Source organism: Parasphingorhabdus sp. (assembly GCF_059726685.1).
Genome location: NZ_AP041068.1, coordinates 3,050,437 through 3,070,472, shown reverse-complemented (window position 1 = coordinate 3,070,472; position 20,036 = coordinate 3,050,437). Strand labels below are relative to the sequence as shown.

General features: G+C 54.8%; 20 protein-coding genes. 8 read left to right on the top strand and 12 right to left on the bottom strand.

All coding sequences use genetic code 11. The annotated features are described in order from the left end of the window. Positions 1-187: 187 nt before the first annotated feature. Together AC6I9Z_RS15105 and AC6I9Z_RS15100 are read right to left on the bottom strand one after the other, a co-directional pair. Positions 188-601, bottom strand: coding sequence for a holin family protein (locus AC6I9Z_RS15105; RefSeq protein WP_461456673.1), 414 nt, complete (start codon positions 599-601; stop codon positions 188-190). Positions 602-645: 44 nt separating this feature from the next. Next, positions 646-1,185: a glycoside hydrolase family 108 protein gene (locus tag AC6I9Z_RS15100; protein ID WP_461456671.1), complete on the bottom strand. Its 540-nt coding sequence runs from the start codon at positions 1,183-1,185 to the stop codon at positions 646-648. A 202-nt stretch (positions 1,186-1,387) separates the two neighbouring features. On the opposite strand from AC6I9Z_RS15100, the gene AC6I9Z_RS15095 reads away from it, so the two are divergent. Both AC6I9Z_RS15095 and AC6I9Z_RS15090 read left to right on the top strand, forming a co-directional pair. Further along, positions 1,388-2,506 carry an acyl-CoA dehydrogenase family protein gene (locus AC6I9Z_RS15095; RefSeq protein WP_461456669.1) on the top strand — a complete coding sequence of 373 codons (1,119 nt, stop codon included), beginning with the start codon at positions 1,388-1,390 and terminating at the stop codon, positions 2,504-2,506. A 28-nt stretch (positions 2,507-2,534) separates the two neighbouring features. Continuing rightward, a complete protein-coding gene (locus AC6I9Z_RS15090; RefSeq protein ID WP_461456667.1) occupies positions 2,535-3,728 on the top strand; it encodes an acyl-CoA dehydrogenase family protein in 1,194 nt (397 codons plus the stop codon). Here AC6I9Z_RS15090 and AC6I9Z_RS15085 read toward each other — a convergent pair. From AC6I9Z_RS15085 to AC6I9Z_RS15065, 5 genes are read right to left on the bottom strand one after another with little or no spacing between them, the layout of a single operon-like run. Further along, positions 3,725-4,726 (bottom strand): LLM class flavin-dependent oxidoreductase, encoded by a 1,002-nt coding sequence (locus AC6I9Z_RS15085; RefSeq protein WP_461456665.1) that lies wholly within the window; start codon positions 4,724-4,726, stop codon positions 3,725-3,727. The genes AC6I9Z_RS15090 and AC6I9Z_RS15085 overlap by 4 nt on opposite strands. Before the next feature lie 3 nt (positions 4,727-4,729). Beyond that, a complete protein-coding gene (gspN, locus tag AC6I9Z_RS15080) occupies positions 4,730-5,467 on the bottom strand; it encodes a type II secretion system protein N (RefSeq protein WP_461456663.1) in 738 nt (245 codons plus the stop codon). Between the two features lie 17 nt (positions 5,468-5,484). Then, positions 5,485-5,976 carry a thioredoxin family protein gene (locus tag AC6I9Z_RS15075; protein ID WP_461456661.1) on the bottom strand — a complete coding sequence of 164 codons (492 nt, stop codon included), beginning with the start codon at positions 5,974-5,976 and terminating at the stop codon, positions 5,485-5,487. 1 nt (position 5,977) lies between these two features. Then, complete coding sequence (locus tag AC6I9Z_RS15070; RefSeq protein WP_461456659.1) at positions 5,978-7,387, bottom strand: NAD(P)-binding protein; 1,410 nt, start codon at positions 7,385-7,387, stop codon at positions 5,978-5,980. A 59-nt stretch (positions 7,388-7,446) separates the two neighbouring features. Continuing rightward, complete coding sequence (locus tag AC6I9Z_RS15065; protein WP_461456657.1) at positions 7,447-8,373, bottom strand: hypothetical protein; 927 nt, start codon at positions 8,371-8,373, stop codon at positions 7,447-7,449. 141 nt (positions 8,374-8,514) lie between these two features. Between AC6I9Z_RS15065 and AC6I9Z_RS15060 the strand changes: the two genes are divergently transcribed. After that, on the top strand, positions 8,515-9,024 hold the full coding sequence (locus AC6I9Z_RS15060; RefSeq protein ID WP_461456655.1) for an RrF2 family transcriptional regulator: 510 nt from the start codon (positions 8,515-8,517) through the stop codon (positions 9,022-9,024). A 4-nt stretch (positions 9,025-9,028) separates the two neighbouring features. Here the strand turns inward: AC6I9Z_RS15060 and AC6I9Z_RS15055 are convergent, their stop codons facing one another. Continuing rightward, positions 9,029-9,322, bottom strand: a complete 294-nt coding sequence (locus AC6I9Z_RS15055) for a putative quinol monooxygenase (protein WP_461456653.1) — start codon at positions 9,320-9,322, stop codon at positions 9,029-9,031. A 138-nt stretch (positions 9,323-9,460) separates the two neighbouring features. Here AC6I9Z_RS15055 and AC6I9Z_RS15050 point away from each other — a divergent pair, with 138 nt between their 5' ends. After that, positions 9,461-10,213 (top strand): class I SAM-dependent methyltransferase, encoded by a 753-nt coding sequence (locus AC6I9Z_RS15050; RefSeq protein ID WP_461456651.1) that lies wholly within the window; start codon positions 9,461-9,463, stop codon positions 10,211-10,213. Positions 10,214-10,237: 24 nt separating this feature from the next. Here the strand turns inward: AC6I9Z_RS15050 and ispG are convergent, their stop codons facing one another. Continuing rightward, entirely contained in the window at positions 10,238-11,374 is a 1,137-nt protein-coding gene (gene ispG, locus AC6I9Z_RS15045; RefSeq protein WP_461456649.1) for a flavodoxin-dependent (E)-4-hydroxy-3-methylbut-2-enyl-diphosphate synthase, read from the bottom strand. A gap of 120 nt (positions 11,375-11,494) precedes the next feature. Here ispG and AC6I9Z_RS15040 point away from each other — a divergent pair, with 120 nt between their 5' ends. The 4 genes from AC6I9Z_RS15040 (at position 11,495) to AC6I9Z_RS15025 (ending at position 15,510) form a co-directional block, all read left to right on the top strand. Then, the gene (locus AC6I9Z_RS15040; RefSeq protein ID WP_461456647.1) at positions 11,495-12,160 is read left to right on the top strand and encodes an SDR family oxidoreductase; all 666 of its coding nucleotides are present in this window, start codon (positions 11,495-11,497) and stop codon (positions 12,158-12,160) included. Between the two features lie 81 nt (positions 12,161-12,241). Continuing rightward, positions 12,242-13,345, top strand: a complete 1,104-nt coding sequence (locus tag AC6I9Z_RS15035) for an isoaspartyl peptidase/L-asparaginase family protein (RefSeq protein ID WP_461456645.1) — start codon at positions 12,242-12,244, stop codon at positions 13,343-13,345. Then, positions 13,342-13,854, top strand: a complete 513-nt coding sequence (locus AC6I9Z_RS15030) for a hypothetical protein (RefSeq protein ID WP_461456643.1) — start codon at positions 13,342-13,344, stop codon at positions 13,852-13,854. Before AC6I9Z_RS15035 ends, AC6I9Z_RS15030 begins: the two co-directional genes overlap by 4 nt. Before the next feature lie 132 nt (positions 13,855-13,986). After that, positions 13,987-15,510: an acyl-CoA carboxylase subunit beta gene (locus AC6I9Z_RS15025; RefSeq protein WP_461456642.1), complete on the top strand. Its 1,524-nt coding sequence runs from the start codon at positions 13,987-13,989 to the stop codon at positions 15,508-15,510. A gap of 98 nt (positions 15,511-15,608) precedes the next feature. Here AC6I9Z_RS15025 and AC6I9Z_RS15020 read toward each other — a convergent pair whose 3' ends face one another. The 3 genes from AC6I9Z_RS15020 to AC6I9Z_RS15010 all read right to left on the bottom strand — a co-directional run bounded on the left by AC6I9Z_RS15020 (position 15,609) and on the right by AC6I9Z_RS15010 (position 19,993). Next, a complete protein-coding gene (locus tag AC6I9Z_RS15020; protein ID WP_461456640.1) occupies positions 15,609-17,423 on the bottom strand; it encodes an ABCB family ABC transporter ATP-binding protein/permease in 1,815 nt (604 codons plus the stop codon). Positions 17,424-17,477: 54 nt separating this feature from the next. Beyond that, positions 17,478-19,514, bottom strand: a complete 2,037-nt coding sequence (locus AC6I9Z_RS15015; RefSeq protein WP_461456639.1) for a TonB-dependent receptor plug domain-containing protein — start codon at positions 19,512-19,514, stop codon at positions 17,478-17,480. Positions 19,515-19,684: 170 nt separating this feature from the next. Further along, positions 19,685-19,993, bottom strand: coding sequence for a hypothetical protein (locus tag AC6I9Z_RS15010; protein ID WP_109356402.1), 309 nt, complete (start codon positions 19,991-19,993; stop codon positions 19,685-19,687). Positions 19,994-20,036: the final 43 nt, after the last annotated feature.

Genomic DNA, 20,036 nt, shown 5'->3' with positions numbered 1-20,036 from the left:
ATCCCCTTTGGAATGAACTAGACTTTCCCCTCTATCTGCAAAGATATAGGCATGGCAAGCCTATTTGTGCGATATCCTAGAAAATGGCTGAAATTGTCGCTTTTTTGGGCATTCAAATAGTTAATTGCACAGAAATCAGGCGGTTAATCTGCCCGATTCTTCGTCTATTCACTTCTGATTTCTCGGCCTATTTCTCCACACCTCGGATTTTTCCCCATTGCCGCGCCATAGTGTAGCCAAGATAGCCGGTGCCAAATAAGGCGTATAGGGGCTCTGGAATACCAGTAAGATAAGCGTTCATGCCATTGGCGATATCATGGGCCGCTTGCGGCCTGACTGCCGCGATTAAACCCATGGGTAATGACCAGAGCAGCAATATATACATGACGTAGAGAAAGCTGGGCCGCGCGCGACTGGTCCAAGGGTCGGGAGATCCGGCCTCGGCTAGTATCGCCGACATCTGGATGCGAAGCTGCTCCATCTCCTGGCTGCCTTCAAGTTTGAGCAGCTCCAGCATTGCGCGATCACGGGCACCTTTGTCGGGAATGATCTTGTCGATAATTTTTGAAATGGGACCGACGAGGGTCGAGAGTAAAGACATGGTTCTGATTCCTTATATTGCAGAAGGGGAGGCCGGCCGGGTTTTCAACCCATGCGATGGGAGAGCCAGCCATAGAGAAATGCTTCATTGGCCGGGCGCTGTTCAGCCAGTTTTATGTAGCGTGCGCCCTGCAAAGCCTCGACGGCTTTCAATAGAACCGCCTCGCCGCCATCGGCGCGCTTCGCCAGGAATTTCTGTAGGGCGCCGATTGTCCTCGGACCGATTTGGCCGTCGGTTGCGATATCGGCAAAATCCTGGCCGTTGCGGTTTAGCGCATTAAGCGCCCGCTGCAGGAAACGGGCTGCAATCTCGGGCCCCATATTAATGCCGGTATCGAACAGTTCCCCGGCCAGTCGCGGGGCCAGTGCGCTGACTCTGTCAAATGACGGACGCAGCCAGTATCTGCGTTTATATATGGCGACGGCTTCGTCGTAGGGAAAATGCCGCATGTCACCAGCATAACCGTGGCTGCGCGCGACCGCTTCAGTGACGCCCCAGCGGGTGGGGCCCCCGCGGTCAGCGGGATGATTGGAATAATCGCCTTCTATGGCAATGACGTCGTCGATCAATGTGTCGATATCCATGGCAGCATCTTTCTTTCCAGAGGTTGAGCGCAAGAAATAACCTATTTGGTTATTTGTAGGAAAGAGCAAAATTTTGGCTATGGAATTTAATTGACTGATTAATTTCGATCAGGCCTATTCGGACAATTAGCTAGAGCAGTGATTCGTTAGATGATTTGCTGTGTCTGTTCGCCGCGAAAATAAGTTTTAAGGAGCTGGTAGATTGAACTTTGATTTCTCCGATGATCAGAAATTCCTGCGTGATGAAGCGCGCAAATTTCTTGAGGCCCAGTGCACCAGCGCCCATGTGCGCGCTGTGCTGGATGATGACGATGTCAGCCATAATGACGAGGTTTGGCAGAAAATTGTTGAAATGGGCTGGCTCGGTGCCGCCATTCCAGAGGAATTTGGCGGGCTTGGCCTGGGCATGCTGGAACTCTGTGTGATTGCGGAAGAGCTGGGCCGTGTGTTGGCGCCGGTGCCGTTCGGATCGTCTGCCTATTTCTTTGCCGAGGTGATCAAGCTGGCCGGAACCGACGAGCAGAAAGCCGAGTTTTTGCCGAAAGTGGCAGACGGCAGCATTGTCGGATGTCTGGCGACCACGGAAGGCCCCGGTGCTCTCTCCGCCTCATCGGTCCAAACAACTGCCAAGGATGGCACACTGTCCGGGACGAAAGTACCGGTGACCGATGGCGATGTTGCGACTCATGCCGTGGTGCTGGCGAAAGAAGGAAGCGGCACTGGCTTATACATAGTAGCGCTGGATCAGAACGGGGTTTCCCGCAATGCGCTCAAGACGATTGAGCCAACCCGCAGCCATGCCGAGATTAAACTGGATGGTGCCACTGGAGCTCGATTGGGCCATGAAAGCGGCAACGGCATGACGGTTCTCGATCAGGTGATGAACCGGGCGGCGGTGTTGTTGGCCTTTGAACAGTTAGGCGGCGCATCACGCTGCCTGGAAATGGCGACCGAATATGCCAAGGAACGCCATGCCTTTGGTCGTCCGATTGGCGGCAACCAGGCGATCAAGCATAAGCTGGCCGATATTTACGTGAAAAATGAAGTGGCACGCTCCAATGCCTATTATGGGGCATGGGCGCTGTCTACCGATGCGGCAGAATTGCCGGAAGCTGCGGCTGCGGCGCGGGTGGCTGCATCAGAAGCCTTCTGGTTTGCCAGCAAAGAGAATATCCAGACCCATGGCGGCATGGGCTTTACCTGGGAGGTGGATTGCCACCTCTATTATCGCCGCGCCAAACTGCTGGCGGTGCAGGCGGGCAGCCCGGCGGTATGGAAAGAGAAACTGGTTTCCGCGCTCGAAGCGAAAAACGCGGCTTAGTAGACAATATCCCGAGAAGGACAAGAAGATGGATTTTACAGATACAACAGAAGAAGCGGCATTCCGGGCCGAGGCCAACGCGTTTCTCAGCCAGCATCTTGAACCCAAAAAAGCAGCCGCGATCCGTTCCGGCCGGCGTGAAGACTATCTGAAGCGTGCGAAGGACTGGCAAAAGGTCAAAGCCGAGAACCAGTTTGCCCAGATTACGTGGCCGAAGGAAATTGGCGGTCGCGGAGGATCGCCAATGCAACAGGTCATCTGGAATCAGGAAGAATCCAAATTTGATGCACCAATTGGGCCCTTTGCCATCGGTCTTGGCATGTGTGTTCCGACCGTGATTGCTTTCGGTTCGGATGAACATAAACAGCGCTATGTTCAAAAGGCGTTGTTCGGCGAGGAAATCTGGTGCCAGCTTTTCTCCGAACCCGCTGCCGGATCCGACGTCGCTGGCCTGAAAACCAAAGCAGTCAAGGATGGCGATGATTGGTTGATTAATGGCCAGAAGGTCTGGACCTCTGGCGCGCATTATTCGGACTATGGCATCCTGTTGGTGCGGACCGATCCCGATGTGCCCAAGCACAAGGGCCTGACGATGTTCATCGTCGACATGAAGCAGGAAGGCGTCGATGTGCGCCCGATCCATCAGGCATCAGGCGGCAGCGAATTTAACGAGGTCTATTTCACCGACGTTCGTATTCCCGACAGCGACCGGCTAGGCGAACCGGGAATGGGCTGGAAAGTCGCTTTGGTGACGCTGATGAACGAGCGGCTTGCAGTTGGCGGTTCACCGGGACCGGATTGGGCTGAGATTATGGACTATGCCCGGTCATCCGGATCGATGAGTGATCAGGCTTTCCGCGCGAAATTGGCTGACTGGTATGTTGCGGCGCAGGGTTATAAGCTGACCAAATTCCGTACGCAGACAGCTCTGTCCAAGGGCGAAACACCGGGGCCGGAAAACTCCATCGGCAAGGTGATCACAGCGAACCATTTGCAGGATATCTGTAACAGCGCGATCGAGATGCAGGATCATTATGGAATTATCTCCGACAAGGATCATGCGCCAGCAGATGCAATTTTTCAGGAAAGCTTCATGTGGGCACCTGGCCTGCGGATTGCGGGCGGCACCGACGAGATCCTGAAAAATATCATCGCGGAGCGGGTGCTTGGACTGCCGCAGGATGTGCGGGTCGACAAGGACAAGCCTTTCTCGGCTTTCTAGGCGGCGATCAGGTCGCGGACTTGGGCGGCCAGTCCATAGGACTTCTCGCGAGCGGCTTGATCGAAGATCGAGCCGCAGACGATCAGCTCGTCCGCCTGTGTCCGATCGAGAAACGCCCGGACGCCACTTAATACAGCATCAGGTGCGCCAACTGCGCTGCCCTGCATGATCTGGGCGAGCATCGATTGAGCCTGGGGTGGCAGGCTTTCGCGATAGCCCTCGACCGGCGGCGGGAGTTTGCCCGGATTGCCGGTGCGCAGTGCTACAAAACTCTGCATCATCGAGGTTGCCAGATGCTCTGCTTCGTCATCCGTGTCGGCGGCAAAGATATTGAAACCGCACATCGCATAAGGTTCCGCCAACTGCGCGGATGGTTTGAAATCTCGGCGATAAATGGCGAGCGCCTCGTCCAGCGCTTGCGGTGCAAAATGAGACGCAAAGGCATAGGGCAGGCCGAGGGCCGCTGCGAGCTGCGCACCAAACAGACTGCTGCCCAATATATAAAGCGGGATTTTCGCGCCTGCACCGGGAGTTGCCTGAATGCCGAGTGCCGGGTCTCCTTCAAGCAGCGCTTGGAGTTCGACGACGTCGCGCGGAAATTGATTTGGGTCGGTGTTGAGATTGCGCCGCATGGCTTGCGCTACCCGCAGGTCGGAACCCGGTGCGCGGCCAAGGCCGAGATCGACCCGGCCGGGGAACAGTGCCTCCAACGTTCCGAATTGTTCGGCAATCACCATCGGCGCGTGATTGGGCAGCATGATCCCGCCGGCGCCGATGCGGATAGTCTTTGTGCCTGCGCCAATATGGGAGAGTGCAACCGAAGTCGCCGCGCTGGCAATCCCGGCCATGCCGTGATGTTCCGCCATCCAGAACCGTTCAAAGCCAAGCGCTTCACCATGCTGTGCCAGCGCAAGCGAGCGATCCAGTGCGGTTTTGACATCCGCCCCTTGCGGCACCGGCGATAGATCAAGAATCGAAAATTTCACGGCTTTGTTCATCACTTACCTCTTTTGCCCCAGCTGCCCGGCCACTTTAATCGCATAGCCGCTTGGGACTTTTCGAAAACCCAACGTTGGCAGTAACAACGTCCAAGCGCGGTCATTCCCATTTAGGAATAGTCGCGCGGTATAAAAGCCATTGCCCTCAAGCTTCATCGTCAATTCTTCCATGCCCGATCCGCTGGTAAGCGGCAGGACGAGCACGCCGTCCTCGCACATCGCATTGCCGAGCAGACCCTGTTTTAAATCCAGTCCCGGAATATTCGCATCAAGCGACAGCCGCACCTTGCCGCTGGCCGACTGACAGCGGCCACCGGCAAAGGCGACGCTGATATTATCCAGCGAGATATCGGAAGCGGGCAGGGGCGCGAGTGTTTCTCCGACGCGTAAGATCGTCGTGGCATTTTCCACCAGCAGCGCTGAACCCTGTTTCCCGATCGTAGCCGTAAGCCCGGTGTCTCCGGCAGTGGCAGGGCGTTCCAGATTCAGTTTTATCTTGCCGGTAAGCAGGGGGAAAAATTGCACGCCTGCGTCGAGATCACCCAATGCAAGCGGACCAAGCCGTGCCTGTTCGATGCGACCGTTCCAGATACTGCCGCTAATCTCCCGCGCCGAAAATTTCGATCCCTCCAATCCCGCCATGCTGACCGCGAGCTTCAGCGGCATGAAGATGAGAGCCAATAGGATCAGCCCGATTACAATAAAAATATAGATCAACGCGCGCGGCACCTGTTTTCCCATTTATCTCTGATTCACTATCACAGTTCGGGCGTAAACTGATCAAAATAAGAGAAGATTTCTTCTTCATCGCGGCTAGCAGCGTTTCGCCAAGTGGGTGCGGATTTCGGATTGAGCAAAGCGCCTTGTGAAGAGAGGACCAGCACGGTTGGGGTGCCTTTGATCTTTTCAATGCCAAATCGCTGGGCAATGTCGATATTGCGATCACGATGGCCGACATCGACATAGACGACTTCATATTTGGTTTTCAGCATTTCGGCAAAGCGCGGCTGTTCAAACCATCCGGCAAGCCCGCGACTATCGTGGCACCAGTTCGCACCCATGACGAGCAGCACACGCTTGTCTGCCGCCACGGCGCGGGCAAGGGCGGCATCGACATCTTGCGATGCCTTGGCGTTCTTTTCATATGGCTTGGCTTCAGGATGCTCTGCCACAGAACCATCCGCACTCGGCGCAGCAAGACCGGGAGCTGCCAACGATAGTCCGACAGCAAAGAAAAAATGTCTCAACATCTTATCCATCTGCCTGAGCCATGAGTTTCGGCAGGTTGCCCATCGCGGCCATGGCATTGGTCCTGAACTCGCCCAATATCGCCATTTTTTCTTCATCATCGGGGGACACGCCGAAAATCATTTTGCCGAAACCGTCGAGCCGGCTCTGGGTAATCCATTTGTTGACGACCTTGTCCTGCGACCATTGAAACTGGTTCATCATATTGACCATCGTCGCGGCGGGATAGGTATCAATGCCATCGGGCAGGGGGATCGGCTGTCCCAAACGGTTTTTAGTCTCGTCATCATCATAAGTGACTTCGAGAAACGCAGACAGCGCCGCACTGAAAGCCGGTTGCGGTACGCGGATCATCTGTAATGTGATGAGCCCCTCTTGGAATTGCGGTACAACGGGGCGACGTTCGACAGCAGTGGCGGTGCAATCAATGTAAAGGGTTTCTGCCGGCATCGGATAGTCGCCCTCTTTCAGATGCATACCGCCCTGATCGATGGTCTCGACATGACCCATGCGGACGACGTTCTTAATCTGCCGCAGGATATCGACCTCACCCTGCGAGATGGTGGCATAGTGGAACATGCTTGGCTTGGCTTCCGAATCGATCCGTAGCATCACGCCGCAGGCCTCGAGACGCAGGAACAGATCGTCGGCGGTTTCTGCCGCCGCCAGAGCGGCCATCAAATCTCTTTGACCGCCAATTGTTTGGTGGAAAAATTCCTGACCGGGCTGGGTATTGTTGCGATTGAGCAACCAGCTATCGCGCGGACAGACCCAGACGATATCATCCGCGTTCGCGCCGGAGCGCAGTAACCAGACGCCGACATCCATTGCGGTTTTGCCAGCGCCCAGGATGACGAATTTCTTGGGCAGTGGCCCTGCGCTCTGCCAAAGCTGGGGCAAGGCGTTGGGCGGGATCATCTTGGCGCCATCCTTCACCTCGAATTTCGGTGTGTGGGTGGATGGCACGGTGGTGCCATAATAGGTCGCGTCTACCGTTTTCTTTCGGATATTGATCTGGGTTTCCTTGCCCGACAGCAAGGACACAAATTTACCATCTCCCAGATAGTCGGACATTGGATGATAGCTTACCCGTCCGCTGGGCAGGAATCTCTGATGCATGACTTTTTCGAAATAGCTGTTCACCTCAGCGCCGGTCGCCAGCTCATAATAGCCTTTGTTGAGGCCGGTCGTATCGATTTCACCGCTGCCTAGCTGGGTCGAGTTCACCCCGTAAAAGGCGGATGGCTGGTGCAAGGACACGAACGGATAAGCGTCATTCCAATGTCCCCCCGGTTTTCCGTGCCGATCGACAATGGTGATATGCGCGTCGCTTTCTTCAAGCAATGTATCGGCAAAGGCCATGCCAACAGCACCGCTGCCGATAATCAGATAATCCGTTTCGGCCTGCGCCATATGAAAGTCCCTTCGCTGGATTCATCCAATTTCTTAGGGACTAAAGAGCAGGAGGGCAATCAAACTTCCAGCGGCGTGAGGGAGCATGCGGTCGTGAGGCCAAGACCGCGCTTCATGGCCGGATAAGCCCTGACCATCGCCGCAGCCATGGCAAGCTCCCGCCGGACGCCGCGCCCGAATTGCTGTTCGATGCGTAGCCCAAGCTCATCCGCCTCCGCAGATTGCCGCGCAATGGCCTGACCGAAATCAAAAGCCAGCTTGTTTTCACCGGACAGCTTGCCGGAGAGCATGGCGTTGACCTGATCTCTCGGCAATCCTTCCGCCAATGCCCCTTGCGCAGCGGTAATTGCGCAGGGTCCGCAATCCTCAACCAGAACCGCACCAATTCGAGTGGCAGATAACAGGTCTGCACTGGCTTCATAACGGTGATTGCTTGCGGGCATGAAATGTTTGAACTTCTCAAGCATGTGTCCGGGCGCACTGGCGACCTCGTGGATATAGGCGCTTTCGCCGGGGGATATCCGATCTACCATCGCCAAAAAGAGACGGTCGGGCACGCCTGCTGGCACGATGCGCTGACGAAAGAATAGAATAGCGACTGCGATCAACACGAGCAGCGGCGGACCCAGTACACCGGGAGCGTCAGCCCAGAAAATCGCGGGCGAACAGATGCCGACTGACACCTCGTATATATGTAGAACGCCATGCAAGGAGAGCCACAAGGCCCCGGCCAGCGCGCCGAGCCAGCGCATGTGCAAACTGGCCCCAGCATAGAGCAAGATGATTCCACAGGCCGCATAGGCAATCCCGATATCGCGAATGAAATGCTTGTTCGGCGGGCCAGTGGTGATGACGGTAGGGATCGCGGTGTACCAGTCGAGCGGACTGATGATCATGAACATCCCGAAAAACAATGAGCCTATGCCAACGGTGAGGACCAGTAGTTGCGCTAGCCTGTCGAGAAAGTCGGGTTTTCCGGTTTGCATGACAAATTCCCTATCTGAGTCTTTTTAATTCAGATAATAAATATCCGAATAAGAAATATTGTCAATATGAAGCCGGGAAATTGCCGCGGGGATCTTATTCGGATATGAAGTATCGGAATAAGGGAAGAAAACAGGTAGACGATGCAGATTTCCAAGGGTGTTGAATGGGCGGCGCACGCCGCCGCGTTGCTAAATGGCCTTCCCCCCGGTCGCGGTCTGAAGGCGGAAGCCCTGGCGCGCTATCATGGAGTGCCAGCGCCCTATTTGGCGAAGCAGCTACAAGCCTTAAGCAAGGCCGGGATCACGCAAACATCACGCGGCGCGCATGGCGGCTATCGCCTCGCCAAACCGGCTGACGAGATTACGCTATGGGATATTACCGCCGCAGTTGATGGGAAAGGTCCAGCATTCCGGTGCACCGAAATTCGTCAAAACGGCCCATGTGGTCTGAAACCCGAAGACTGCAAACGGCCCTGTCAGATCGCCGCTGCCTTTGCTTCTGCAGAGCAGGCGTTTCGAGACAGTTTGGCCGCAGTGTCGCTGGCTGATCTGGCGGGGCAGGTCGTTAACGACTCTCAGCCGGAACATCTCTTGGACATTGTGAGTTGGCTAACTGCAGAGGCCGAACCGCTGAGCGAGAAAAGCGCCTAGCCAGTCACATAAGCTTGATCATCGTTTCAAACCGCAAAGGCTCGGCCAGCCAATTATCATAATTATCCATCACCGCCTTGGTATATGGCTTGCTATGATGCTCTTTCAGGGCTGCTTCATTCTGCCATTCTTCATAGAGGAAGATGTGTCCCTGATCTGCATCCGTTAGAACGGTAAATTCGATGCATCCGAGTTCTGCACGAGTTTCCTCAACAATGGCCAGGATAGCATTCTGCGCGTCGGCACGGTGTTCGGATTTTGGGGTGATTTTGGCGAAGCCGAATAGGGTGTTCGTCATAGGTTCCAGACTTAATAATTGATTGGCCCCCTGTGTCAGTTATTTTCAACCTCTTCACGTATCGTTGCAAGCCAAAAGCCACTTGAACTAGAAATAAATAACAATATGTTATAACATAACATTTAGCAGGGGGTGCCTATGATTAATCCAAGCAACGCTCCAACATCTCGATTTTTGCGCGATGCCGGTTTGAAACCGGGCATGCGGGTTCTTGACATCGGCTGCGCGAATGGCCTTTTAACGCGCGAACTGGCTGAGTTGGTCGGGAAGAATGGTCATGCTCTTGGAGTTGACAGCAGTGAGGATCGGCTAGCAGAAGCAAAAGATCAGCCCGCTGAACCAGGCCAAGTCGACATCGCTTATGAGAATGTTGATCTTTCCGGCAGCCTGCCGGACTGGGAGCCGTTCGATGCCATAGTCGGTCGCCGGATATTAATGTATTTGCCGGACGCAGAAGAAACGCTCACGCGATTGGCTGCTTTGCTCAAACCGGATGGGTTGATGATCTTTCAGGAACATAGTGCGACCGGTATGCCCTTTGCGGCGGGGCCGATACCCCAGCATCGACAGGCTCATGACTGGCTTTGGCGTATGATTGCAGCAGAAAAGGGAACGATCACGATGGGTCTCGACCTTCCGAAACTTTTCGATCTAGTGGGTCTTGGTGTTGATCATTATCGCGCCGAGATGATCATGCTGGGTTCGGCGAGAGATCAAGGGATTGAAGATCTCGCAGATCATTTGGTGGCGAGGGTGGTCGATGCCGGTGTTGCGGACCGGGAAACGATCCAGCCCGAGGGTCTAAAGGAGCGCCTTGTTGCCGAGCGTCAGAAATCTAGCCCGATCGCTTGGGACATGGCGTATCTGATCAGCGGGAAAAAGCGGGCTTGAGTCTCAAGTAGCGAGAGCCGGTGTTTACTCCGCCGCTTCCACCTGTTCCGTCGCCGCTTCGATCTCGGCCGCTTTGGCTTCGACCAGCTTCACGATATGGTCGACCATATCGCCATCAGCGACATGATGATCGGTCACGCCGGACAGATACACCATATGTTTGCCCGCGCCGCCGCCGGTTATGCCGATATCGGTCTCGCGCGCTTCGCCGGGGCCGTTGACGACGCAGCCGAGAACGGAGAGCGACAAAGGAGTGCGGATATGCTGCAGGCGTTCTTCCAAAGTCTGGACAGTGCGGATCACATCAAAGCCTTGCCGCGCACAGCTGGGGCAGCTCACGACACGGACGCCGCGGGTGCGTAGGCCCAGCGCTTTGAGCATTTCATAGCCGACTCGAACTTCCTCTTCCGGTTCGGCCGACAGGCTCACCCGGATCGTGTCGCCAATACCGGCCCAGAGCAAGTTGCCCATGCCGATCGAACTTTTGACCGTTCCGCCAATCAGGCCGCCTGCCTCGGTAATGCCCAGATGCAGCGGACAATCCACCGCATCAGCTAGCTGCGAATAGGCGGCGACGGCTAAAAACACGTCTGACGCTTTGACCGCAACCTTACATTCGTGAAAATCATGATCCTGCAAAATCTTGATATGATCGAGCGCGCTTTCGACCAGCGCCTCAGGACAAGGCTCGCCGTATTTTTCGAGCAGGTCCTTTTCCAGACTGCCGGCATTGACCCCGATCCGGATCGCGCAACCGTTGGCCTTTGCCGCATCGACCACCTCTTTGACCCGTTCCGCGCTGCCGATATTGCCAGGATTGATCCGCAGGCAGGCGGCGCCCGCCTCGGCGGCTTCGATGCCGCGCTTATAATGAAAGTGAATATCCGCCACAATCGGCACCCGGCTGGCGCGGACAATCTGTTTCAGCGCGGTCGTGCTCTCGACATCGGGGCAGGACACACGAATGATATCGACGCCCGCCTCTTCGCAACGGCGGATCTGATCAATCGTCGCCTTGGGATCGCTCGTCAGCGTATTCGTCATGGTCTGCACGGTAATCGGCGCGTCCCCGCCCACCGGTACGTCACCGACCATGATCTGGCGGCTCTTGCGGCGCTCTATATCGCGCCACGGACGCAGGGAGGGATTATCGGCTGTCATGATGATGGGAACCTGTCACAATATTGCTCGTTCCATGCTATATAGCGGTTTCATACCGCTGGTGCGAGGGGCGATTGCGTCTTCATCCCAAAAAAGCACAATATTATAGAGGAAATAATCATGGGAACTGTTCTGATAACCGGCGCCAATCGCGGCATTGGGCTGGAAATGGCCAAACAATATGCAGACAATGGATGGGACGTCATCGGCACGGCGCGCGAACCGGAAAAAGCCACAGAGCTGAACGCGATCAACAATGCAAAGACGATGCAACTGGATGCGGCAGATGACGATAGTGTCGCAAGTTTCATGAACCAACTCGGCGACCAGCCGGTTGACCTTTACATTAACAATGCCGGTATTTTCGGTCCGCAGGAATTTGATCGCGATGGCTGGTTGGAGCTATTCAACGTCAATGTCGTCGCGCCGGTAAAGCTTGCCAATGCGCTCAAAGACAATGTTGCCAAGTCAAATGACAAGAAGATGGTCGTGATCTCCAGCCAGGTCGGCAGTATTGCTGAAAATGACAGCGGTGAGATGATGTATTATCGTTCCAGCAAGGCGGCGGTGAACCAGGCATGGAAGTCGCTTTCCAACCAGTGGAAGGACGAAGGACTGACCCTCACCATGATGCATCCTGGCTGGGTCCAGACCGATATGGGTGGTCCTCATGCCGACTTGACCCCACAGGAAAGTGTGAGCGGAATGCGCGAGGTAATCGATAATCTTGATCATGCGCAGACGGGAATGTTTCATGATTATAGCGGGCGCGAAATACCATGGTAATTTTTGGTGGCGCATTGACCATATCACAATGGTTGCGGCTCTGATTATTGGTGCTAAACCTTTGCCAAAAGGAACCGCATCATGTTCAAATTCGCAATTATCGCACCGGTTTTAACGATGGCCGCGCTGGCCCTCAGCAACAGTGCGTCAGCCCAAACGGATCGGGAAGTAAACTGGTCCATTGCCATTCATGGCGGTGCCGGGACGATTGAGCGTGAAAAGATCACACCTGAAAAAGACGCAGAAATCCGGACTGCCTTGAACAAGGCACTGGCCGAAGGATCCAGAATTCTGAAAGCCGGCGGCAGCGCGATGGATGCAATTACCGCAACCATAGTGCTTCTGGAGAATGACCCCAATTTCAACGCCGGTAAAGGCGCGGTTTTCACCTGGGACAAGACCAACGAGCTGGATAGCAGCATCATGGACGGCAGCGACTTGTCTGCTGGCGCCGTCGCCGGTGTCACAGCAACGAAGAACCCGATATTGCTGGCCCGGGCGGTCAAGGATAACAGCCCGCATGTCATGCTGTCCGGCAAGGGCGCCGACCAGTTCAGCCGTGAACAGGGCCTGGAGCAGGTGACGCCAGACTATTATGCCACGCCGCGTCGTCTCAAACAGATAGAAGACGTGTTGACCAAGCAGGTAAGCGTCACTGATGTCGATTATAAATTCGGTACCGTCGGGGCCGTTGCGATGGACAGCAAAGGCAATATGGCTGCCGGCACCAGCACTGGCGGGATGACTGGCAAGAGATGGGGGAGGATTGGTGACAGCCCGGTAGTTGGCGCGGGCACCTATGCTGACAATCGCAGCTGCGCGATATCAGCGACCGGTGCCGGTGAATATTTTATCCGGTTGGGTGTTGCCCATGAAATCTGCACACGCATCCGAATGCGCTTCCCCACCGCGATCGAAGAGGCGCAGACCACGGTGCCGAAGGACAAGGACGGCAACTATAGTTACTTGATCCATGCTAGCGAATTTATCCTGGACGACGCGGAAGTGCAGGAAATCGCCGATGATGTGATCGCGGAACTCGGGGGGATTGGCGGCACCGGTGGCATTATATTCGCCACGCCTTGGGGCCAGGCGGGTTATAGCTTCAACACACCGGGCATGTACCGCGGCCGCGCGACGAGCGATGGCGCTATGAGCGTGTCGATATATGGCGATGAGGAGTGAACGAAAGTGGCCCCATTGACCCGATAGTGCGGGTCTATGTGGCTATCTACATTGGGTATTACCACGCACGCCAAGCCATCCAAAAGATCAGTGATTCTATAGATTCTGGAACTGATACGGATGACTGTCAGGAGCTGTTTGAGATAGTTTCTTTGAACCAAAAACAGCGGGATCAACTTGAACGTGTGGAAGTACTTTTGAAGCAGTTTGTTGATCGTACTTACCCGGACTTTGATTTGAAAAGCCGAGAGGGAGAAGCAATCGCTATCTCATTTTGGATGAAACGGCTGCAAGAATATATCAACGAAGAATGCAAACCATGGGAATTGTGTCGTATGATTGGTCCAATCGAAGACCTGTATCAATTTCCGGAATGGTTAGGAGACATGTACAATTCTTGCGACTGGGTCGAACCAAATACTGACCGGAACGACTTTGAACATTTGTACAAAGACTGCAAGCGACTCTTGTCTGAGATCAAAGATATAAGCCATCCGGAACTGTATTGATGTAGAAACTTTGTATGTGAAATTTGTCCAAAGAGCTTTGATTCTTTGGGTTGGCGCTCGGTGACTTGCCTTATCGGCAACAAGAGTAGATTCCTGCTTCCCCTCACTTAACCACTCGGTTAAACCGAGGCCATGACATGGAAACCGGAAATTGAAGAGCTGCGCGAGCGGCAGCGGCTCGCAGAAAAAATGGGTGGCGAGGAGAAAGTCTCTCGCCAGCATGGGCGCGGCAAGCTTGATGCCCGGGCGCGGATAGCCGGAATTGTCGATGAAGGCAGTTTTCGCGAGATCGGCAAGATTGCCGGGCGCGGGACCTATAACGAAAAAGCGGAATTTGAGGGTTTTGCACCAAGCAATCTGATTTTCGGCCGTGCCAATATCGAAGGGCGACCGGTGGTTGCGAGCGCTGATGATTTCACGGTTCGCGGCGGCGCGGCGGATGCAGCGTTGCACCGCAAGTTTACCCAATGCGAGAAAATGGCCCATACGCTGGGCATCCCCATGATCCGCATGATTGATGGCACCGGCGGTGGCGGTTCCGTCAAATCGCTGGAGGATATGGGCTTTACCTATGTCCCTGCAGTGCCCGGTTGGGAAGATATTATCAAAAATCAGGAAACAGTACCCGTCGTGGCGCTGGCGCTAGGACCGACAGCAGGTATGGGCGCTGCCCGGACTGTGGCGAGTCACTACTCAATCATGGTGCGCGGGTTGTCGCAACTATTTGCCGCCGGCCCCGCTGTTGCCGCCGCAATTGGCGACAACCTGACCAAGGAAGAACTGGGCGGCAGCGAGATTCACACCCGAAATGGCGTTGTTGATGAGGAGGTTGGCAGCGAGGCCGAAGCTTTCGCCACAGCGCGCAAATTCCTGTCTTACTTGCCGAGCAGTATCAACCAGCGGGCCGAACGGGTGGTTACTGGCGATCCGACCAGCCGCCGCGATGAAGCCTTGCTCTCCGCTGTTCCACGCGGTGACAAGCAAGTCTATTCCATGCGCAAGATCATGGACTCGGTTTTTGACAAGGGATCGGTTTTCGAGATGGGCAAACGCTGGGGCAGGGCGGCTATTACGGCCTTTGCGAGATTGGATGGTTACCCGGTGGCGGTGCTGGCCAATGACCCCAGTTTTCTGGGTGGTAGCTGGGAAGCCAAGTCATCGGAAAAGGTTGAGCGTTTTGCAAAGCTGGCGGACCAGTTCCGTCTGCCGGTGGTACATCTGGTCGACAATCCGGGTTTCATGATTGGCGAAGATGCCGAACGCACCGGCACGATCCGCTATGGCGTGCAGGCGATGAACGCGGTCTATAAAGCAACCGTGCCATGGGCCAGCATCATCGTGCGGCGGGCCTACGGTATTGCGGGCAGCGCGATGTCCAATGCGGAAAATTTCCAATATCGTTTTGCCTGGCCGAGTGGCGATTGGGGGTCGTTGCCGATCGCAGGCGGACTGGAGGTTGCTTACAAGGCAGACATTGAAGCGTCTGAGGATCCAGCGGCCCGGCTGGAAGAGATCAAGGCCAAACTCAATCAGGTGACATCCCCGTTCCGCACGGCGGAACAGTTTAGCGTCGAGGATATCATCGACCCGCGGGAGACAAGACCGCTGCTATGCGAATTTGCCGATCTGGCGTGGCGGAAACTGGAAGTGGAGTGATGGGTTGCGCGTGATGTGCTCCGCACTTGATGCGGAGCCCAGGATGGCTGTTACGCCCGTCTACTCCAGGCTCCGCATCAAGTGCGGAGCACAACCGCTTAAACTTGAACCTGTTCCAACTGGCGATCTTCTGCCTGTCTTTGCCACATTTCCGCATAGAGACCCTCTTCGGCAAGCAGTGCACGGTGATTGCCACGCTCTGCAATCCGGCCTTCGTTGAGAACGATAATCTCGTCCGCATGGGTAATGGTCGATAGCCGGTGGGCGATGATCAGGGTGGTGCGGCGTTCCGAGATTTTGGCGAGTGTCGCCTGAATCTCGTCTTCGGTGCGGCTGTCGAGCGCCGATGTTGCCTCGTCCAATATCAGCACGGGCGGGTTTTTGAGCAAGGTCCGGGCGATGGCTACGCGCTGTTTCTCACCACCGGACAGTTTGAGACCGCGCTCGCCGACCTGCGTGTCATAGCCGTCAGGAAGCTTGGCGATAAAGCCATCCAGCGCGGCACCACGCGCCGCTTCTTCGATCTCCGCCTGGGTCGCGCCTTCGCGGCCATAGCCGATATTATAGCCGATCGTGTCGTTGAACAGCACGCTGTCCTGCGGCACGATACCAATGGCGCCGCGCAGGCTGTTCTGGGTGACATTGGAAATATCCTGACCATCAATCAGTATCCGTCCGGCTTGCGGATCATAAAAGCGGAACAGCAACCGCGCGAGGGTGGATTTACCCGCGCCGGACGGTCCGACGATTGCCAATGTCCCGTCTGGCGGTACTTCAAAGCTGAGGCCATGAAGGATGGCGCGGTCCTCATCATAAGCAAAAGCGACATCCTCAAATGCCACTTGGCCGGTGCTGACATTCAGTGTCGTTGCACCTGGTTTGTCGGTGATCTCGGGGTCGGTGTCGATCAGTTTGAACATCGCGTCCATATCCACCAGACCCTGACGGATGGTGCGATAAACCATACCCAGCAGATCCAGCGGCCGGAACAGTTGCATCAGGAGCGCGTTGACCAGTACCAGGTCACCGACCGTAAGCTGTCCATGGCTCCAGCCATAGACGCTGTAGCTCATCGCCCCGAACATGGTCAGGTTGGTGATGATCGATTGCCCGATATTGAGCATGCCCAGAGAATTTTCCGATTTGACCGCCGCATTGGCCCAATCCTGCATTGCCCGGTTATATCGTTCGCCCTCACGTTTTTCGGCGGTAAAATATTTCACAGTCTCGTAGTTAAGCAGCGCATCGACGGAACGGCCAATCGCCCGTGTATCCATATCATTCATTTCCGCACGCAGGGCATTACGCCAGTCGGTGACCTTGCGCGTGAAGGTGATATAGATGGCAACCATCGCCACGGTCGCGGCGACCAGACCAAAGCCGAATTTCACCTGAAAAATGACCAGCACCGCGATCAGCTCGATCAATGTCGGTGCGATGTTGAACAGCAGAAAATAGAGCATGATGTCTATACTCTTCGTTCCCCGTTCGATGACTTTCGTAATCTCGCCAGTGCGTCGACCCAGATGGAAGCGCAGCGACAGCTGATGCAAGTGCGCAAAGACATTTGTGGCAAGACGCCGCGCGGCTTCCTGTCCGACTTTCTCGAAGACGATGTTGCGCAGATTGTCGAACATCACCTGACCAAAGCGCGCCAGTCCATAGGCAGCGACCAAAGCGAGCAGCACGGTGAGCGCCGCCTCGGTTCCGGCGGTCATCCCGTCGACAACCGCCTTGTAGGCAAAGGGCATGGAAAGAACGGCTGCTTTGGCGCAGAGCACCAGCAATCCGGCAATGACAATGCGCACGCGCAAAGCCGGCTCATCCTTTGGCCACAAATAAGGCAGGAAGCGCTTTAGCGTCGGGATCATCGGCGGGTCGATCTGACCCTTTGTGCTTTGGTCTGGTGGCATAACTCGGATGTAGGGATGCCGTCGTCGCTTGTCTATGTGCGGTGCTATGGGACTTTAGAAACTGCCGCTGATGGTCAACCTGTACACAAGACCGAATCTCCGTGTGCGGTCTTCGATAAAGTCAATGGGTCCGTCTCGCCGATTAACATAATCGGTGCGCACAAAACGCTCGCCGCGATCGAATAAATTGCCAAGATTGGCGTTCACGGTCAGACCGAAAACATCCTTGTGCTCGACAAAGATCCAAGAATAGGGGGCCAGCGTATCAAAATCTGCGATCTGGTCGAGGCGAATACTTGCGACATCATCAAAATCTTCGATTCCGGCGCCCCAGGCCCAGTCTGTATCGGGAATATCGTGGCGAAGGGTGATCTCATAGCTGTAGCGATCATCCTGTCCGATCCGCCGGTTTCGAAGAGTAATCGGATCGCGAACACTGCTTTTTACGCTTTCGACTTCGATGTCCAGCTTCGCGCCTTTCCAACCGATCGGGTCAAACAACAGGCTAGAAACAAGTTCAATGCCATAGCGGTCCGCGCTGCCAATATTGCCGCGGGCTTCGCGTATGTCATCAATTGGGAAGGTATCGACAATATCATTGATCTTCTCTCCAAAAAACGTGACCGTGACAGAACCGAACGCGCCCAGTTTCTTGGTTGCTTCCAGTTCAGCCCGCCATTTTTGCGGCGGCACCAGATTGGTATTGCCTGCGGTCTGAACATCATTCGATACCTCGACCGAGCCGACAAAATCGAAAAAGTCGAGCTGATCCACTTCCCGGGACAATTTGAAACTGAGATCAAAATCTGCGGCCGGTCTCCAGGCCAGAGCAAGGGACCCTTTAGGCCGGATGAAAGACCGAGTGAGATCGCCTTGACTGATCTCGCTATACTCGCCTCCAAGAGCGGCTTGCAGCGTTAAGTTTTCAGACAAAGGTCGCCCATAAGTTGTTATGAATTCGCCTCTTTTCTCTTCAACACGGGTATTGCTATCGCCTCCTCTATCGGCCTGGCTTTCAAGGAAATTATATGCGCCCTCCAGGCTGAAACCCCAGTCGGTTCCGCCAGCGGTCTGCCAGCCATATTCGGCACGCAGCACGGATTCTCCTTCATCCACTGTGCGGTTAAAGGCGCTTATGAAAGGTTCAGTAACACCATCGGTAAAAGTACGGCTGAAAAAATCCCTGGTCGGGCTGTGCTCCAGCCGTTGCAGCCCTATCAGTTTCAACCGGCCGCCACCCAGATCAAATTCATAATCTGCGCTGAATTCTGCGTTCCATTCCCGTTCGCGGCGGGTAAACAGTTCGAAAATATCCGGTACTCCAGCCTGCGTCCGCAAAGTTTCGACGCGCTGGCGAAAATGATCGATTCCATATTCACCACTGATGTTGAAGACCGATCCGGCATCGCTGGTCCGGCTGTAGGAGGCATTGATCGTTGGAGCATCAGCCTGCGGCTGGCCGGTTTCAAAGCGCTCAAATAGCAGTTCGCCTTGTCCGTTGGTGACTCGCTCCGGTCCACGCGCTCCATTGCGAAAGCTTTCATTCTGGACGGCAATGGTAAAATCGCCTTTGCCGATCTTGCCGCTAACCGATACCTCACCGTCAAACCAGTCGCTTCCTGCCCGCCGCCATTGTGGTCGCCATTTGAAATTGCCGGTTATTCCTGTCGCACCGTCACTGCTGGTAACCAGATTCAACACCTGACCCGATAAACCGGAAATACTAAGTGTTGCACCATCGACAATCTCGACGCGCAATACGCTGGCAGCTGATATGCGACCCAAAACGGTGAAAGCGTCATTATTCTTGCCGGCAATCCGCGCGCCATTGATCAAGACATTTTCGTCTGCCTGTCCCAACCCGCGTGCATCTTCGTCACCAGTATCAATGATAAAGCCAGGTACTTGCTGCACGATATCCAGTGCGGTGCGGGGGTTGAACCGCGCAAATTGTCCGACATCGTAAATCTGACGCCCGTTTTCCGTCCGTGGTTGCAGGTTGCTATTGGTACTTGTTGCCGTTTGCGCCAATGCAGCGGATGGCACCGCGGAAATTGCAATAGCCAAAGATAACCACGTGGTTTTGTTCAAGATAATCCCCCCTTACCGGAATTAGGTCTCTTTATATTTCGTATGTTTCTTGTCCGTTTGCTATGGCCGGTTGGTTACACGAGATACCGTATTTCGACAAACTACATCTGTAGTCGGATCAACAACTTTGCAGTGCAATTTCACAAGATGCTGCAATAAACTGTTCTATCTTAATGTTTGTTTGAGAAGAGGACATATGCACCGGCGCAGTTGGCCAATGTGTAAATGCCATAGAAGAATACAGCGCTGAGCATCCCCATATTGGCGAAGATCAGGGCGGCGGCAAGCATTGCGAACTCCAATATATAGCTGCCATAGGGACCCAGCAGCTTCGAAAAACTACCCCGCGCTTCGGTGATCATCGGATGGTCGCTCTCCATCATCGCCTTGTGCATGGCGAAATTACCGATACCGCAGATAAAGATGATGAAAACATACATGGCCTTTATATAGGTATTCTTGGTGCTATTGTCAGTCATTCCCGGTGATAATTTGTCATGGTGGTTTTCATGTGACAGTCAC